General features: G+C 70.5%; 18 protein-coding genes. 9 read left to right on the top strand and 9 right to left on the bottom strand.

Annotation, left to right across the window (positions count from 1 at the left end):
- Window positions 1-10: 10 nt before the first annotated feature.
- Together clpB and HHX41_RS07550 are read left to right on the top strand one after the other, a co-directional pair.
- Window positions 11-2602: an ATP-dependent chaperone ClpB gene (gene clpB / locus HHX41_RS07555; RefSeq protein ID WP_169980898.1), complete on the top strand. Its 2592-nt coding sequence runs from the start codon at window positions 11-13 to the stop codon at window positions 2600-2602.
- A 97-nt stretch (window positions 2603-2699) separates the two neighbouring features.
- A complete protein-coding gene (locus HHX41_RS07550; protein WP_182905312.1) occupies window positions 2700-3971 on the top strand; it encodes a hypothetical protein in 1272 nt (423 codons plus the stop codon).
- 276 nt (window positions 3972-4247) lie between these two features.
- On the opposite strand, the gene HHX41_RS07545 is transcribed toward HHX41_RS07550, so the two are convergent.
- Window positions 4248-4778, bottom strand: a complete 531-nt coding sequence (locus tag HHX41_RS07545) for a hypothetical protein (protein WP_169981500.1) — start codon at window positions 4776-4778, stop codon at window positions 4248-4250.
- A gap of 172 nt (window positions 4779-4950) precedes the next feature.
- On the opposite strand from HHX41_RS07545, the gene HHX41_RS07540 reads away from it, so the two are divergent.
- Window positions 4951-5346 (top strand): hypothetical protein, encoded by a 396-nt coding sequence (locus tag HHX41_RS07540; protein WP_182905311.1) that lies wholly within the window; start codon window positions 4951-4953, stop codon window positions 5344-5346.
- A gap of 37 nt (window positions 5347-5383) precedes the next feature.
- Here HHX41_RS07540 and HHX41_RS07535 read toward each other — a convergent pair whose 3' ends face one another.
- Together HHX41_RS07535 and HHX41_RS07530 are read right to left on the bottom strand one after the other, a co-directional pair.
- Window positions 5384-6034, bottom strand: a complete 651-nt coding sequence (locus tag HHX41_RS07535; protein ID WP_169981498.1) for a TetR family transcriptional regulator — start codon at window positions 6032-6034, stop codon at window positions 5384-5386.
- A gap of 212 nt (window positions 6035-6246) precedes the next feature.
- Window positions 6247-7338: a CapA family protein gene (locus tag HHX41_RS07530; RefSeq protein ID WP_310741824.1), complete on the bottom strand. Its 1092-nt coding sequence runs from the start codon at window positions 7336-7338 to the stop codon at window positions 6247-6249.
- A 109-nt stretch (window positions 7339-7447) separates the two neighbouring features.
- On the opposite strand from HHX41_RS07530, the gene HHX41_RS07525 reads away from it, so the two are divergent.
- A complete protein-coding gene (locus HHX41_RS07525) occupies window positions 7448-7900 on the top strand; it encodes a Fur family transcriptional regulator (RefSeq protein ID WP_182905309.1) in 453 nt (150 codons plus the stop codon).
- A gap of 110 nt (window positions 7901-8010) precedes the next feature.
- On the top strand, window positions 8011-9459 hold the full coding sequence (locus HHX41_RS07520; RefSeq protein WP_182905308.1) for a catalase: 1449 nt from the start codon (window positions 8011-8013) through the stop codon (window positions 9457-9459).
- Between the two features lie 155 nt (window positions 9460-9614).
- Here HHX41_RS07520 and HHX41_RS07515 read toward each other — a convergent pair whose 3' ends face one another.
- Together HHX41_RS07515 and HHX41_RS07510 are read right to left on the bottom strand one after the other, a co-directional pair.
- The gene (locus HHX41_RS07515) at window positions 9615-9821 is read right to left on the bottom strand and encodes a DUF397 domain-containing protein (protein ID WP_030506801.1); all 207 of its coding nucleotides are present in this window, start codon (window positions 9819-9821) and stop codon (window positions 9615-9617) included.
- Between the two features lie 63 nt (window positions 9822-9884).
- Window positions 9885-10742: a helix-turn-helix transcriptional regulator gene (locus HHX41_RS07510; RefSeq protein WP_182905307.1), complete on the bottom strand. Its 858-nt coding sequence runs from the start codon at window positions 10740-10742 to the stop codon at window positions 9885-9887.
- A 539-nt stretch (window positions 10743-11281) separates the two neighbouring features.
- Here HHX41_RS07510 and HHX41_RS07505 point away from each other — a divergent pair.
- The 3 genes from HHX41_RS07505 (at window position 11282) to HHX41_RS07495 (ending at window position 13222) form a co-directional block, all read left to right on the top strand.
- Window positions 11282-11488, top strand: coding sequence for a hypothetical protein (locus HHX41_RS07505; protein WP_169980885.1), 207 nt, complete (start codon window positions 11282-11284; stop codon window positions 11486-11488).
- A 149-nt stretch (window positions 11489-11637) separates the two neighbouring features.
- A complete protein-coding gene (locus HHX41_RS07500; protein ID WP_182905378.1) occupies window positions 11638-12189 on the top strand; it encodes an HD family hydrolase in 552 nt (183 codons plus the stop codon).
- Window positions 12190-12313: 124 nt separating this feature from the next.
- Window positions 12314-13222, top strand: a complete 909-nt coding sequence (locus HHX41_RS07495; protein ID WP_169980883.1) for a Rieske (2Fe-2S) protein — start codon at window positions 12314-12316, stop codon at window positions 13220-13222.
- Window positions 13223-13304: 82 nt separating this feature from the next.
- Here HHX41_RS07495 and HHX41_RS07490 read toward each other — a convergent pair whose 3' ends face one another.
- The 3 genes from HHX41_RS07490 to HHX41_RS07480 are packed head-to-tail and all read right to left on the bottom strand — an operon-like array spanning window position 13305 to window position 15154.
- Window positions 13305-13550, bottom strand: a complete 246-nt coding sequence (locus HHX41_RS07490) for a hypothetical protein (RefSeq protein ID WP_205830246.1) — start codon at window positions 13548-13550, stop codon at window positions 13305-13307.
- A 6-nt stretch (window positions 13551-13556) separates the two neighbouring features.
- Window positions 13557-14306: a sulfite exporter TauE/SafE family protein gene (locus tag HHX41_RS07485; RefSeq protein ID WP_169980881.1), complete on the bottom strand. Its 750-nt coding sequence runs from the start codon at window positions 14304-14306 to the stop codon at window positions 13557-13559.
- 59 nt (window positions 14307-14365) lie between these two features.
- A complete protein-coding gene (locus HHX41_RS07480) occupies window positions 14366-15154 on the bottom strand; it encodes an ABC transporter ATP-binding protein (RefSeq protein WP_169980879.1) in 789 nt (262 codons plus the stop codon).
- 64 nt (window positions 15155-15218) lie between these two features.
- Between HHX41_RS07480 and HHX41_RS07475 the strand changes: the two genes are divergently transcribed.
- The gene (locus HHX41_RS07475; RefSeq protein WP_310741822.1) at window positions 15219-15950 is read left to right on the top strand and encodes a hypothetical protein; all 732 of its coding nucleotides are present in this window, start codon (window positions 15219-15221) and stop codon (window positions 15948-15950) included.
- Between the two features lie 123 nt (window positions 15951-16073).
- On the opposite strand, the gene HHX41_RS07470 is transcribed toward HHX41_RS07475, so the two are convergent.
- Window positions 16074-16544, bottom strand: coding sequence for a MarR family winged helix-turn-helix transcriptional regulator (locus tag HHX41_RS07470; protein WP_169980875.1), 471 nt, complete (start codon window positions 16542-16544; stop codon window positions 16074-16076).
- Window positions 16545-16704 lie beyond the last annotated feature (160 nt).

Raw genomic sequence — 16704 nt, 5'->3', positions numbered from 1 at the left:
GCATTCACATATGGACTACAAGTTCACGCAGAAGAGCCAGGAGGCCCTGTCCGCGGCCGTCCGGCGCGCCGCGGCGGACGGCAACCCCGAGGTCGCGCCCGCCCACCTGCTGACAACCCTGCTGGCGCAGAACGGCGGCATCGCCGGGTCGCTGCTGCAGGCCGTGGGGGCGGACCCCCGGCGGCTGCGCACCCAGGCGGAGGAGCTGCTCGACCGGCTGCCCAAGGCGCAGGGCTCCACCGTGAGCGCGCCGTCCAGCTCCCGTCAGCTGCACAGCGTGATCAACACAGCCGCCCAGCGGGCCAAGCAACTCGAGGACGAGTACGTCTCGACCGAGCACCTGCTGGTCGGGCTCGCCACCGACGGCGGGCCGGTCGCCGATCTGCTGAAGGCCACGGGCGCCACCCCCGACGCGCTGCTCGAGGCGTTCGAGAAGGTCCGCGGGCACGCCAGGGTGACCAGCGAGACCCCCGAAGACACCTTCCAGGCGCTGGAGAAGTACGGCGTCGACCTCACCGAGCGGGCGCGGTCCGGCAAGCTCGACCCGGTGATCGGCCGCGACAGCGAGATCCGCCGGGTCATCCAGGTGCTGTCGCGCCGCACCAAGAACAACCCCGTGCTGATCGGCGAGCCCGGTGTCGGCAAGACCGCCGTGGTCGAGGGCCTCGCCCAGCGGATCGTCGCCGGCGACGTGCCCGAGAGCCTGCGCAACAAGCGCCTGGTCGCGCTCGACCTCGGCGCGATGGTCGCGGGCGCGAAGTATCGCGGCGAGTTCGAGGAACGCCTCAAGGCCGTGCTCAACGAGATCAAGGAGAGCAACGGCCAGGTCGTGACGTTCATCGACGAGCTGCACACGATGGTCGGCGCGGGCGCCGCCGAGGGCGCGATGGACGCCGGCAACATGCTCAAGCCCATGCTGGCCCGCGGCGAGTTGCGCATGATCGGCGCCACCACGCTCGACGAGTACCGCGAGCGCATCGAGAAGGACCCGGCCCTGGAGCGGCGGTTCCAGCAGGTCTACGTGGGCGAGCCGACGGTCGAGGACACGATCGCGATCCTGCGCGGGCTAAAGGGCCGCTACGAGGCGCACCACCAGGTGCAGATCTCCGACAGCGCCCTGGTCGCCGCCGCCACGCTCTCCGACCGGTACATCACGGCGCGGTTCCTCCCCGACAAGGCGATCGACCTGGTGGACGAGTCGATGTCGCGGCTGCGCATGGAGATCGACTCTCGGCCGGTGGAGATCGACCAGCTCCAGCGGAGCGTGGACCGCCTCAAGATGGAGGAGCTCGCGCTCGCCAAGGAGACCGACGAGGCCAGTCGCCAGCGCCTGGAGAAGCTCCGCGAGGAACTGGCCAACCGGCAGGAGGACCTCAACGCCCTGGTCAGCCGGTGGGAGCGGGAGAAGGCCGGTCTCAACAAGGTCGGCGAGCTGAAGAAGCAGCTCGACGAGGCGCGCGGCGCGGCCGAGCGGGCCCAGCGCGACGGCGACTTCGAGGCCGCGTCCCGGCTCATGTACGGCGACGTCCCGCGCCTGGAGAAGGAGCTCGCGGAGGCCACCAAGGCCGCCGAGACGGCGGAGGCCGAGGCCGAGCCCATGGTGAAGGAGGAGGTCGGCCCCGACGACATCGCCGAGGTCATCTCCTCGTGGACCGGCATTCCCGCGGGACGGCTGCTGGAGGGCGAGACCGCCAAGCTGCTGCGGATGGAGGACGAGCTGGGCAGGCGCCTGATCGGCCAGAGCGAGGCGGTCCAGGCCGTCTCCGACGCCGTACGGCGGGCCCGGGCCGGCATCTCCGACCCCGACCGGCCGACCGGCTCGTTCCTGTTCCTCGGCCCCACCGGCGTCGGCAAGACCGAGCTGGCCAAGGCGCTCGCCGAGTTCCTGTTCGACGACGAGCGGGCCATGACCCGCATCGACATGAGCGAGTACGGCGAGAAGCACAGCGTGGCCCGCCTGGTCGGCGCGCCGCCCGGATACGTCGGCTACGAGGAGGGCGGCCAGCTCACCGAGGCCGTGCGGCGCAGGCCCTACACCGTGGTGCTGCTCGACGAGATCGAGAAGGCCCACCCGGAGGTCTTCGACATCCTGCTCCAGGTGCTCGACGACGGCCGGCTCACCGACGGGCAGGGCCGGACGGTCGACTTCCGCAACACGATCCTGATTCTCACCTCGAACATCGGCTCGCAGTTCCTCGTGGATCCCACGATGGAGAACCATGCCAAGCGCGACGCCGTGATGAACGCGGTGCGGGCCTCGTTCAAGCCCGAGTTCCTCAACCGGCTCGACGACATCATCGTGTTCGACGCGCTGGGCACCGAGGAGCTGTCGCAGATCGTGGACCTGCAGGTCACCCGGCTCGCCCGGCGCCTGTCCGACCGGCGGCTCACGCTGACCGTCACGCCCGCGGCCCGCGACTGGCTCGCGCTGACCGGCTACGACCCGTTGTACGGTGCGCGTCCGCTGCGCCGTCTGATCCAGTCGGCGATCGGCGACCGGCTCGCCAAGGAGCTGCTGTCGGGGACCATCCGGGACGGCGACGAGGTAATCGTCGACTTCGACGAGGCAGGAGACACGCTGACGATCCGGCCCGTTCGGTAAGGTCTTCCCCACCATTGGGGCAAGCGCGCCCCGCCCTTCTCCCTCGCTGCTACGTTCGGCGTTCGTCGGACTACCGTACGCGATCAGGGGGACGTGGATGTCCAGGACATCACGAAGTATTCGAGGGCGGTGCGTCGCGCTTGCGGCGGTCACGGCCGGAGTGAGCTGGCTGACCGGGGGCGCGGCGATGGCGAAGGACGGCGCGCTGGCCGACGCCTGCCGGACTCAAAGCCGCGACGTCACTGGCCGCGACGTCCCAGGCCGTGACGTCACGGGCGGGCTGACCTCCCTCGCTCCGGCGGCCGGCGTGCTGAGCATCGCCGACGCTGCCGGAGCGGCCGCCGGTCAGGGGCGCAACTCCCTGCCTACCGGTCCCGCGACGACCACGCGGCCCGTCCCGGCGGCGCTGCCGGCCGTGCCCGGCCCTCGTACCCTGCCGGCCGTGCCGGGTCCCCGTATGCTGCCGGGTGCGATGACCGGCGCGGCCCCCGCGGCGGCCAAGGCCGCGCCTGCCGTCCCCGCTGCGGACGCCAAGACCCTGTTCCCGGCCAGGAGCACCGTGCCCCTCCTCGCCGTCGCACCGGCCAGGCCGAGCGCCGCGAACGCCTGCGCGCCCCAGGCGCTGCGGACCGCGCCGGCCGCCCACGAGCGGGAGCACCCCGTCACGCAGGGGCATCCGAAGAAGGGCCACCGGCATCCGAAGCCGGAGGGCGACCCGGCGGGCGCCGCGTCCCGCGGCGACTCGGCCCGCGGCACGCTGCCGCAGAACCCGGGGGCGCAGAACCAGGGGGCGCAGAACCAGGGGGCGCAGAACCCGGGTGCGCAGAACACCTCGCCGCACAGGCCGGAGGCACGTAAGCCGGGAGCGCAGAAGCCAGGAGCGCAGAACCAGGGCACGCAGGGCGCTCCGGCGCCCGAGGGCGTCTCCACCAGCAACAGTTCGCAGAGCGCCGCCTCGGGCCAGGAGCAGAGCACGCAGACCTTCCCGGCGCGGGACCGCCGCCACCGCAAGGCACACCATCCCCACAAGCCAGGGCTCGTACCGCCGGCGCAGGCCGCGAACCAGGCGGGTCAGACCGGCCGGCCGGTGGCCGGCACGCGCAACGCCTCCCTGCCGGAGGGCGAGCGCAAGAAGGGCGCCAAGGACAGGCGGCAACGGCACGACGGCGCGCAGGGGACCGCTCCGGTCGTGCGGCCCGACGCGGCGGACGGCCGGCACGTACCGCGGATGCAGCCGCGCGAGTACCCCAAGGCGGCCGCGGCCCGGCAGAACGGCGACATCACCGCACCGGCCGCCCTCACCAAGGCGACGGGCACACGCGCGGTGACCGACCTGGCCGCCGCGACCGGCAAGAAGCTCCTGCCCTAACCCGCCGTACGTCCCGGACGGGCGTGCGAAGACGGCGGCCGGCGGCCCGGGTTCGACGGCCGGGCCGTACGAGGAACGAGTTCGCCGGGACGGGAGACGAGCACCTGCCGGAGGGGCGCACACCGGCCGCGCTGAGCCGCGCCGCCCCGCCCCCACGCGGCTCCCACCCGGCACCGACCCGCCGGAATGCCGAAGACAGCGAGACCCAAGACAGCCAAGACAGCGAGACTCGAGGGGCCGTGGTTCACGGCCCCTTTTCGCATGGTGCCGAGGGGCTCAGCGGGAGACGTCGAGGAGGGCGTCGAGGTCGTCCTCGGGCAGGCCGAGGTCGACCCGGATGCGGTAGCGGGTGCGCAGCAGGGAGTCGCGAATGCCCGATCCCGCGCCCCCACAGGCCCGGATCCCGTCGGTGGCCCACTCGTGCGCCGCGTCGAGGTCGCCGTACGCCACGAGCGTCTCGGCCACGGTCAGCGCGGTGGCCGGGCTACAGCCACCCGCCCGGATCACGGCGATGACGGCTCTGGCCTCCTCCGGCCGGTCGAGCTCGAACAGCGTGTCGGCGATCCCGGCACGCGGGTCCACCGGCACCTCCCCGCCGTCCTCCATGGCGCTCTGGTAGCGGTCGAGGGCGGTGGCGGGCTGACCGGCCTGGCGCCACTCCTCCGCGGCGAGCACGAGGATCGCCGCCCTCGACATCTCTCCGGACTCGTACCCCTGGGCCAGCGCGTCGAGGCGGCGGGCGAGGGCACCGTGGTCATCGAGCAGCAGGGCCTGTTCGAGCAGTCGATCCACCTGCTCATTTGTCACATGTGCCACAGTGCCGAGGCTACCGATCCCGGCCTGTTTTCGCAGGGCAACATCAGGCATTGCCGAAGCAACAATTAGTACACGTTTGGCTACTATGCGCTTTTCTCGGCAGATAGTCGGGCATATCGCACCCTGCCTGTGCCAATCGAAGCTCGGCGAGGAGCGCTACAGCATGTCCAAGCGGGTGATACTGACTCTCGCCTCCACAACGGTGCTCGCCGCCGTGGTTCCGGGTTTCGCCGGCTTCGTCACGGCGCAGTACGAGGCGCTCGACCATGCCCGCGCCGAGCTGGCCCGGCTGCAGGCCAAGCTGCAGATGATGGAACTCAGGATGGAGCCCGCGGCGGCGCTGGGGTGCCGTACCGACAAGACGGAGAAGGGGCAGCCGAGCCAGACGGACGAGGACGACCAGCGGGAGCTGACGATACCGCCGCGCACCCACACCAGGTCGTGGCAGAACACCGCCTACGTGCAGGGCGGCTCGCCGGGACTGTGGCCCTCGATCGACGTCCCCCGCGGCGTACCCGGCCCCCAGGCACCGGCCGAGCCGCGCCATTCCCGCGACTGAGTCCCCGAGCCGGACGGCGCCGCGCCCGCGCGTGGCGTCACCCGCGTCGCGAGACGGCGGAGGCGAGCTGGCGGGACAGGTATCCGCGGACCAGTTGCTTGGCTTCGGCCACGATTCCCGGGTCGCCGTTCGGGTCGTGCCGGAAGGCGAGCTTCAGCACCGCGTCCCCTGCCTCCACGGCGACGGGAATGGCACGGTCCAATTCTTCACTGTCCGCCAGTCCGAATTCGGCGAGGAGAAGCGCGCGGAGCCGCCCGGCGATCACGGTGTTGTTGTCGGCCACGGAGTCGAGGAGGCCGAGATCGAAGACCTCGCCGAAGTGCAGCGAGCGGAATCCGGGCACGCTGCGGTGCATCTCGACGTACTCGTCGATGACGGCGTCGACGGCCTCCCACCAGCCGGCGTAGTCCTCGACCATGAACCGGCGCCCGACCCGCGCCACGAACGACTCGACGTTGCGCCGGGTCAGGGCCTGGCTGAGCGCCCGCTTGTCGGGGAAGAACTGGTAGACCGAACCGATGGCCACCCCGGCCCGCTCGGCCACCCTGGTGGTCGTCAGCGCGTCGTACCCGCCCTCGTCGAGCAACTCGGCGCAGGCGTCGAGCATCCGCTCCACTCTGCGGGCACTGCGACGCTGCGAAGGACGCCGCCGCAGCGGCTCATCGGGATGCGACGAGCGCGGCGACATCCCCTCACCACCCTCACGGCTCCGTTGCTCGACGACGTCACAGTGCTCGACGACACGGTGCTCGACGACACAGTGCTCGACGGCGACGGCGGGACCGCCTGCTTCCCTCACGAACCGGCTGGACACCCACCCATCTTGCCTGTTTCACGCGCGACGGTCAGCGCTAATCGGCCAGTCGTCTGAAATGCGGCAAGAATCCGGTGACTCAGCCGTCAGGAGTCGGCAGGCGCCGCCGACAGACCGGTGCAGCCGCGCAGCGCGCGGTAGGCGCCGAGTGCCTGCTGCTTGGCGCCGCCCGTCGCGGGAATCGGCACACCGCCGTTGATCCGGGCAGGGGTCCACTGGTCCTTGAGCACCTTCCTGCCGTTGATCGTCAAAGTGAGCACGCCGGTCGCCCCGGTGTCCGGGCCCCAGTTGTAGAAGGCGAAGTTGCCGAGGCCGTACTGCACGTACGCCTGACCGGAGTAGCCGCCGCCCAGCAGGATGTGCGCGTGGCTGCCCACGATCACGTCGGCCCCCGCGGCCACGAGCTTGTCCGCCAGGCTCCGCTGCACCGGTGTCGGGCACTTGACCAGCTCCGTGCCCCAGTGCAGGAACACGATGACGGTGTCGGAGTTCTTGCGGGCCTGCCGTACGGCCCGGACGAGGCGGGGCTCGTTCTTGGCGGAGGCGAGCCCGCCCTTGTCGCCGGCGGCCGTCCAGGACTGGATGAACTGCGAGTCGAGCACCTGGGTGGCGCCGATGATCGACACCCGGTTGCCGTTGACCGTCCTGCGGTAGGGCCGGTATGCCTCGGTCTCGTTCGCGCCGATGCCGATGACGGGGAACTTCGAGGACTTGATCGCCTTGAGCGTGTCGGCCAGGCCGCTCTCCATGTAGTCCATGCCGTGGTTGTTGGCCATCGTGACGACGTCCACCCCGGCGGCCTTGAGCGCGGTGAACGCCGTGGCCGGGGCCCGGAAGGTGAACTGCTTGCCCGGCGCGGGCGTGCCGCCGGTGGTGATGGCCGTCTCGAGGTTGAGCGCCGTGAGGTTGGACCTGCGCAGGACGGCGGCGATCGGGCCGAGCGCCGTACGCGGGTCGGCGTTGAGCCGGTTGCGCAGGACCCCCTCGAAGTGCACGTCGCCGGCGAAGGAGATGGTGAAGGGCCGCCGCTGCGGCGGTTTGGGAGATGGCGTGGAGGTCTCCGTCTCCGGTTGCGACGCTTCGGGGACGGGCTCGCTCTCGGCCGGGCTGCATCCCGCGACGAGGAGGGGAGCCGCGAGGAGTGCGAGCAGGGACAGGGCGAGGGGCTGACGTCTCACGGCACCTGAGCATGCCATCTTCCGCCGACATCCGGGGAACCCATGGGAGATCGTGGGGCAAGTAACTGGGATACTTCCTTTACTTGAGTCATTCAACTTTGCTGCTAGCGTGGGGGCTGTGGACGCTGCCGGGCGCCTTCGCGAGGCCGGACTGCGGGTGACCGCCGCCCGGCTGGCGATCATGCAGACCGTGAGCGACGGCGACCACCTCGACGTGGACGCCATCCATCGCGGTGTGTGCGCACGCGTCGGGCAGGTGTCCCTGCAAGCCGTCTACGACTCGCTGAACGCGTTGCAGCGCGGCGGACTGCTCCGCCGCATCGAGCCCGCGGGCAGCCCGACGCGGTACGAGGCGCGGGTGGGCGACAACCACCACCACCTCGTCTGCCGCCAATGCGGACGAGTCAGGGACGTCGACTGCGCGGTGGGGCACGCGCCGTGCCTGGAGCCGGCGTCGGACGCCGGTTACCTGGTGGACGAGGCGGATGTCATCTACTGGGGTCTGTGCCCGCCGTGCCGGGCCGAGGCCGGCGACGCCCGGCCCGACTCCGCTCACGTCTGAGCTCTCGTGTCCCTGCTCTCCGTTGCCGAAATGACCGCAGCAGAAGTGACCGCAACAGAAGTGGCCGTTCTCGAATGGCCCCGATGAAAGCGACCCCGGAGGACAGCCCCATGACCGACAGGCCCATCACCACCGATGACGCCGGGATCCCGGCCCCCAGTGACGAGTTCTCGCTGTCCGTCGGCCCCAACGGCCCTCTGCTGCTGCAGGACCACTACCTGATCCAGAAGATGGCCCACTTCAACCGGGAGCGGGTCCCCGAGCGCGTGGTGCACGCCAAGGGCGGCGGCGCGTACGGCGTGCTGAAGATCACCGAGGACGTCAGCCAGTACACCAAGGCCACGCTGTTCCAGAAGGGCGGGGAGACCGAGCTGCTCCTGCGGTTCTCCACGGTGGCCGGCGAGCTGGGCAGCGCCGACACGGCGCGCGACCCCCGCGGCTTCGCGCTCAAGTTCTACACCGAGGACGGCAACTACGACCTCGTCGGCAACAACACACCGATCTTCTTCATCCGCGACCCCTCGAAGTTCTCCGACTTCATCCACACCCAGAAGCGCCGCGCCGACAACCACCTGCACGACCACAACATGCAGTGGGACTTCTGGACGCTGTCGCCGGAGTCGGCCCACCAGGTGTCGTTCCTCATGACCGACCGGGGCACGCCGCGCACCTGGCGGCACATGCACGGCTTCGGCTCGCACACCTTCCTCTGGTACAACGCCGCGGGCGAGAAGTTCTGGGTCAAGTACCACTTCAAGACCGAGCAGGGCATCGAGAACTTCACCGACGCCGAGGCCAAGGCGCTGACGGCGGAGGATCCGGACTTCCACATCCGCGACCTCCACACGGCGATCAAGAACGGCGACCACCCGGCGTGGAAGGTCAACGTCCAGATCATGCCGTTCGAGGACGCGGCGGACTACCGGTTCAACCCGTTCGACCTGACCAAGGTCTGGCCGCACTCCGACTACCCGGAGATCACGATCGGCCGGTTCGTGCTGAACCGCAACCCGGAGAACTACTTCGCGGAGATCGAGCAGGCCGCTTTCGAACCCGCCAACCTGGTGCCGGGCATCGCCGCGTCCCCGGACAAGATGCTCCAGGGCCGGCTGTTCTCCTACCCGGACACCCACCGCTACCGCATCGGCGCCAACTACCTGCAGCTCCCGGTGAACCGTCCCAAGTCGCCCGTCCACAGCTACAACAAGGACGGCGCGATGGCGTTCGCCAGCCCGAGCGACCCGCTGTACGCGCCGAACTCCTTCGGCGGCCCGGCCGCCGACCCCTCGCTCTACCGGGGCGAGAACTACCAGATCGCCGGTGAGATCGTCCGGAGCGCCTATGTCAGGCACCGCGACGACGACGACTTCGTCCAGCCGCGCGCGCTGTGGGAGAACGTGCTCTCGGACGTCGACCGCGACCACATGGTGGGCAACATCGTCGGCCACGCCTCGGCTCCCGAGGTCACCGCCGACATGAAGAAGCGCGTGGTCGAGTACTGGACCAACGTCCACAAGGATCTCGGCCAGCGCGTCGCCCAGGGGCTCGGCGTCGCCTGACCCCCTTCCCCTCGCGTACGGCTCGCGCCTTCCCGGCGCGGGCCGTACGCGCGTATCCGCCCCTCCCGACGAGGTCGAACGCCTTCGCGTTACGCGTGAGAGCAGCGCCGGGAAAGGCAAGCCTGGCCGCCGAGATGGCCGGCCAGGCCCGAGGACTAAAGGTCGAACTCGCCGTCCTTCACGCCGCCGATGAACGCGTCCCATTCCGCGGAGGTGAAGACGAGGGCGGGACCGTCCTGGTTCTTGCTGTCGCGAACACCCACATGGCCGTCGGGGAGAACGGCGACTTCGACGCACTGGCAGTTGTTAGAGCTCCGGCTGCTCTTCCACCAGGCGGCACCGGACAGGTCAATCGAGTTCATGGACAATGTTTTTCTCCCCCCGGAAATCATGTCGCGCGGGTCTCCGGGGCGGTCTAGAGCTGGCTATCGCCAGTGACGGACAGTTTTCTCCAAGAACCGGCGGGATTCGTCCACATCGAGGGCCTTCGTCTCCAGATAGTCGAATGCCACCTCGTACCGGTAGACGATCGCCTCGTCCTCGACCAGACGCCCGCCCAGAAGCGCTTCCAAATACACCACGTCGTGGAACTCCGGCAGCTTGAGGTGGCAGAACGCCCCGGTGTTGATCGGGTGGTCCGCGTCGAGCGGAAGGATCCGCAACTCGACGTTCGGCAGTTCCGACACCTCGACCAGCCGCCTGAGCTGTTCCCGCATCACCTCGTGGTCACCGAACCGGCGCAGCAGGACCGACTCCTCCAAGACGGCCGAGATGGCCAGCGGGCTCTCCGCCCTGAGAACCGCCTGCTGGCGCGCCATCCGGACCTCGATCCGGCTGCGGACGTTGCCCGGCGCCTCAAGGGTGCTCCGCTGTCCGCTCTCCATCATGGCTCGGACGTAGGCCTCTGTCTGGAACAGGCCCGGCACCACCTGGGGTTCCCAGTCGCGTGCCGTCGTGGCTTCGGCCTCCAGGCCAAGGAACGTCGTGTATTCCTTGGGCAGGGAGTCGCGGTAATCCTCCCACCAGCCCTTCCGGGTCGCGTCCCGGTGCAGGGCGAGAAGCTCTTGGCGTTGGCCGGAATCTACCATGTAGATCACGAGTAGCGCTTCAACGTCGGCCGTTCTTGGCGAGGTCCGCGCCGTCTCTATTCTGCTGATCTTCGCTGCCGACCAGCCGAGCCGGGCGGCGACCTGGTCGCCCGTCAGATCGGCGCGCTCACGCAACCGGCGTAGTTCCTGCCCCAGGCGCCGTCGGCGGACGGTGGGACTGCCGTGCTCGGGCATCCCCTGCCGACCTCCTTCATCCGGTAAGTCCGGTAAGTCCGGTATTCCGGTGTTCCGGTGGACGCACGGATGGTGGGCGCGTCCTGGCGGATCGGGCGCACGGGTGAGGGGCGCCCTGTCCGAAGATTACAACGCCCGCTCGTGCAAGTTGCACCGTGATTTGCAGCGCATCCGCACAAGATTCTTGCGGAATTCTTTTCGTCAAGTATTGCAGGGGAATGCGTCCTGAGCCACGATCGATACGGGAAGGGTCTTCCGGATTGTGGGGGCGCCGGCGATCGCCGGCGAAATACTCCGAGACCCGATTCCCCATCCGGGGCACGCGCCCGGCGAGGGGCGCCGGCCGCTTCGGATGCGCGTGACAACGGGAGGCATCCGGGCCAGTGGGATTTCGACATCCGGCCGGCGTCGCCGGCGCTCGCGTCTGCTGAACAGCGATCACCCGATGGGCCGTTCCCGCGAAGGGGCCGCGCCCTCCGTACGACGAATTCGGAGAACGACGAGATCTCCACTTGGCACCCGTCCGAAAGGAGGGCTCCATGAATCCCCCCGGTGCCGCCTGGTTATCGCTGATCAGAAGCCGGATGACGATGGCCGACCTGGCACTGTGCGCCGACCAGGACAGGTGGGCACGCGAACTGAGGTGGACCGTCAGCCGCACCGGCTTCGGCGCCCGGCACTACCGCGACCCCCGCTTCGACCTCGTACGCGAACTGGAGGAGGTCGGCCGCCTGTTCACCGTCTGACGCGCCGCCGGCGCTCACGGAGCGGCCGCCGACGCGTCCGCGCGGCACGCGCCCGTGAATCAGGCGGAAGGTGATCGTGACCGGTTAGGCTTGCGCGGGTGACGACCGCGCTCATCCACGAACGGCTGCAGTCTCAGCTCGCCTTCCACATGGAGATCGACAAGCTGAAGCGCGTCATCCGCCGGAACTCGCTGATCGACGGCTCGCGCCGGGAGAACGACGCGGAGCACTCATGGCATCTGGCCATGATGGCGATGACCCTGGCGGAGCACGCGCCCCCGGGCACCGACATGTCCAAAGTGGTCGCGATGCTGCTCGTCCACGACATCGTGGAGATCGACGCCGGTGACACCTTCATCTACGACCCCGCCGCCGTCGAGGGGCAGGCCGCCCTCGAACGCGCGGCGGCCGATCGCATCTTCGGGCTGCTCCCGGAGGACCAGGGGACGCGGCTGCGGACGCTGTGGGACGAGTTCGAGGAGCGGCGCACACCGGAGGCGAGGTTCGCCAGGGCGCTCGACCGGCTCGCTCCGATCATCGCGAACCACCACAACGACGGTGGCACCTGGTCTCTCTTCAAGGTGACGGCCGCCCAGGTCATGGAGAAGGTGCGGCTCATCGAGGAAGGGTCGCCCACGCTCGGCGAGTACGCCGCGGGGCTGGTCGCCGCCTCGGTCGCCCAGGGTCATCTGGCGCCCTGATCGGGGTGACGACGCCGAGGGCCGCCGCACGCTCTTCAGCCCGAAACTCGCACATACCGTCTCATGCCTGTCCATGTTCACACCCGTGACGCGGGGGTACGTGATCCCGTGTTAGGGGGCGAACATGGAAGAGACGACCAGGCCGCGTGCGGGCAAGACGGCACGGAGGGTCCCTTCGGCGGAGCTCCTCGACGGGCTCGAGCGGGCTACCGCGCTCGACCGGCCGATCGCCGTCATCTCGAAGAAGGTCCGCCGCAGACTCGGCCCCGGCAAGCTGCGGGACGTCCTGCACGGCGTGCCCATGGGACACCCGCTGCACCCGGCGCTCGCCGTGACGACCTTCGGCTGTCTGCTGTCGGCCAGTGTGGTGGACATGACCAAGAGCGGCCCACGCGCGGCGCGGACGCTGATCCTCGCGGGACTGGCCAGCGCCGTCCCCACGGTGGCGGCGGGGCTCACCGACTGGTCCACGCTCCACCGGGAGCAGCAGCGCGTGGGTTTCGTGCACGCGATGACCAACGCCACGGCGGCGCTCTGTTACGCCGGCTCTCTCCTCTTACGGTTGAGCGGACGCGAACGGGCCGGGCGCACCCTGGGATACGCGGGCCTCGCGGCGGCCTCGGCGGGCGCGCACCTCGGCAGCCACATGTCCTACCGCCAGGCGGCCGGGGCCAACCACGCGGAGTCGGTCAGCCACCTGATGCCGCTCGGCTGGCACGACCTGTGCGCACTCAAGGACCTGCCCAACGGACGGCCGGTCCGGCGGCGGCTCGGCTACATCGACCTGTTCGTGCTGCGCCTCGGCGACGACGTGAGCGTGCTCGCGGACAACTGCTCCCACCTCGCCGGTCCCCTCCACCAGGGCCGGGTCGCGATGGAGGAGGGCGAGGCCTGCATCGTCTGCCCATGGCACGGCAGCGCCTTCCGCATCTCCGACGGCCGGGTCATGCACGGTCCCGCGACGTCGCGCCAGCCCGCCTTCCAGACCCGGCTGCGGCAGGACGGCGTCATCCAGGTCCGCCCCGCGGAGTGACCGTGCGCCACTGACTTCGCGCCACTCACCCCGCACCGCGCCGACCGTGCGCCGACCATGCCCAACCATGCCCGGACGCGGCTCAGCCGGTGTCCGGGCCGCGGTCGTCGGCGGGATGTTCCACCAGCGCCAGGACGCGGTTGGACATGAACCTCGCGGTGCGGACGGGAGTGCCCGCCCGCGTGACCTCGGTGACCTCGACCACTCCACGGCCCGTCGTGATCTCGATCCGGCGGCCCGCCCTGGTCGCGACCACCTCGTAGGTGCGCGGGGTTCCCCCCGCATCGATGACGATCTCCACCCGGTCGCCCTTCACAAGGGCAGACATACCCTTTCAGGACACCAGCTTCACTATCGCCACGACACCGACGACAACAATGAATCCCCGCAGCAAGGGCGCGGGCAGCCGACGGCCCACCCGGGCGCCGAGGAATCCGCCGACGGCCGAGCCGAGCGCGACCATCAGCACGGCGGCCCAGTCCACCGGCGCGATGAACGTGAACAGCACCGCCGCGGTGCCGTTCACCAGCAGCGACAGCAGGTTCTTGGCCGCGTTCACCCGTTGCAGGTCCTCGTCGAGGAAGCTGCCGAGCAGGCCGATCAGCACGATCCCCTGGGCGGCGCCGAAGTAGCCGCCGTACATGCCGGCGCCGAGCACGCCCAGCCACAGCCACGGCCCGCCGTGGGGGTGCGGCCTGCGCCGTACGGCGAGCCACTCGTTGATCCTCGGCTGGAACACCACGAGGAGGCAGGCGACCGCGATGAGCACCGGGACGATGACCTTGAACGCCTCCGCGGGCAGCCACAACAGGAGCAGGCCGCCGGCGAACGAACCGATCACCGACGCGACGCCGAGCCGCAGCAGCCGCTCGCGCTGACCCTTGAGCTCGGCGCGGTAGCCGAGCACCCCGGTCACGCCGCCGGGGACGAGCCCGACGTTGTTGGACACGTTAGCGACGATCGGCGGGAAGCCCACGGCCAGCATCGTGGGGAACGTGATGAGCGATCCCGATCCCACGACGGCGTTGATGGCCCCGGCCCCGACACCGGCCGCGAAGACCGCGGCCGCCTCCCACGGCGTCACTCGCACTACTCCCTCGTACGGCTATCCGCCAAGGGTAGGCGGCGGGTTCCGCGAGGAGGTCAGAGGGGACGGGCGTACCAGCGGCCCTCCTGGCCGCGGTCGAGGTGCAACCGCACACCGAACGTCGCGGACAGGTTCTCCGGCGTCATGACCGAGTCGATCGGCCCCTGGGCGACCACCGAGCCGTGCTTGAGCAGCAGCACGTGGGTGAACCCGGGCGGGATCTCCTCGACGTGGTGGGTGACCAGCACCATCGTGGGGGACTTCGGGTCCGTGGCCAGCGCGCCGAGTCGGCGTACCAGATCCTCGCGGCCCGCCACGTCGAGCCCGGCGGCGGGCTCGTCGAGCAGGAGCAGCTCGGGGTCCGGCATGAGCGCCCGGGCGATCTGCACCCGCTTGCGCTCGCCCTCCGACAGCGTCGCGAAGCGCCGCCGGATCAGGTGGGCGCAGCCGAGCTGGTCGATCAGCTCGACCGCCCGGGTGACGTCGTGGGAGTCGTACTCCTCCGTCCACCGGCCGAGGATCGCGTACGACGCGGTGAGCACCAGGTCGATGACCTTCTCGTCCGGCGGGATGCGCTCCGACAGGGCCGCGCTGGCCAGGCCGATCCGGGGCCGCAGGTCGAACACGTCCGCCTGGCCGAGCCGCTCGCCGAGGATCTCGACCGAGCCCTCGGACGGGAACAGCAGCGATGCGGCCACCTGAAGCAACGTCGTCTTCCCCGCGCCGTTGGGCCCGATCACCACCCAGCGCTCGTCCTCCCTGACGCTCCAGTCGATGCCGCGCAGCAGGGCGGCACCGTCCCTGCGGACGGCCACGTCCTGAAGCTGAAGCACCTGACCGCCCATGTGGTCCCCCTCCGTGGTTCGCTGAGATAAAACTATGGCAGTCCGACCACATATCGTGGATCGGGTGCGCACCGATTCACCGATCTCCGCCACGCTCGTCGCCTGGGGCAACGCCTGGCTGGGGGGACACGTGAGCCTGGAGGACGCCCTCGACCGCGTCGAGCGCGAGGCCGGGCCGCAGGTGGTGGCGGCGGACAGCGTCGAGACTCCGTTGCTGGCCTTCCTCGTGGACCGGCGGATCGAGGGGCTCCGCGCGTTCCGGCTGGCCCTGCCCGTTCCCGGCGACCCGCTCGGGCTCACCGGCCCGCCCGTCTTCAACGGCGCCGCCATCGACGCGGGCCAGGCCGCCGTGGCCGTCCTGTCCGGTCGGTGCCTCGGCCTCGTGCCGTCCGACGACCGGCGTGGCTCGTCGTACTCCGGGGTCCGCTGGACGGTGACCGAGACGTCGGCCGCCCCACCCGACGTGCCGTCGCTGGCCGAGGCGGAGCAGGCGCTGCGGACCACCATGATGGCCGCCACGGAGGCGCTGCTGGGCGTGGGCGGGCCCGCGCAGGGTTTCCCCGCGCCGGATGCCCTCGACCGCGCCGGCGAGGCCCTCGCGCCCGGCTACCCGGGCAGGGCCCATCGGGTCGGCGCCCTCGCCTCCCGGCTGTCGCTCGCGCTCCGCCTCGCCGACGAGCGGGGGCTCACCTCGGGGCAGGTCGGCGCCCGCGGCCAGGCCCTGCGCGACCTCGACCGGGCCGTACGCCGGGCCCGGGTGGCCGCCCACAACGCCGTCGTCGAGTCCCAGGTCTGACCCCCACGCCCGGATCGTGCTCACCGCTTCGCGATCGCCTCGCGGACGGCCAGGCACGACGGTCACCGTACGCGCCGGCATGGGCGCGGCCCGGGCCGGCGGGTCGGCGGCCGCGGGCGGCGGCTATCGGGGCGGCTGGAGCGGAGCGGCCGCGCGGTCCACGTTGTCGGCCACGCGCCGGAGCAGCCGGATCAGCTGCTCCGCCTCCTCCTCCGTGAGACCGGCCAGCACGTCCCGTTCTCCCTGCAGCAGCGCCTCGCGCACCAGATCGAGATGGCCCCGCGCCATGTCGGTGACGGAGAAAAGGCTGCCCCGCCGGTCGCGGGGATTGCGCTGCCGGCACACCAGGCCATCGCGCTCCATCCGTGACAGCATCTCGGCCATCGTCGGCTGTTCGACCCGCGCCAGCCGGATCAGGTCCTTCTGCGACAGCGGGCCGCCCTCGGCCAGCATCAGGAGCACGGCGGCGTTGGCCATGCTCAGCCCCAGGGGACGCAGCCGAAGCTCATGGAGGCGGATCACCTTCCTCGACGAGTGGTTGATCCAGAACGCCACATAGCGCTCCGGGGACCACCGCTCCCCCTCGCCCTCCATCGGCGCCTCTTTCCCGCTCGACCGGCCGTCCGGCATGGGACACGACGGCGTCCCACGCGGGACCCCCGTCGGCGCCCGTGCAGAAGGCTACCGACACCGTACGGCGCCAGTTGCATAGGCACCTATGCAAATGTTTACATAGGGCCCTATGCATCGGCCC

The sequence above is a fragment of the Microbispora sp. H13382 genome, assembly GCF_014161445.1.
In the GTDB taxonomy this organism is placed as follows: domain Bacteria; phylum Actinomycetota; class Actinomycetes; order Streptosporangiales; family Streptosporangiaceae; genus Microbispora.
Note: the sequence above shows the minus strand (reverse complement) of the source record. Positions and strands in the feature narration are given on the sequence as shown.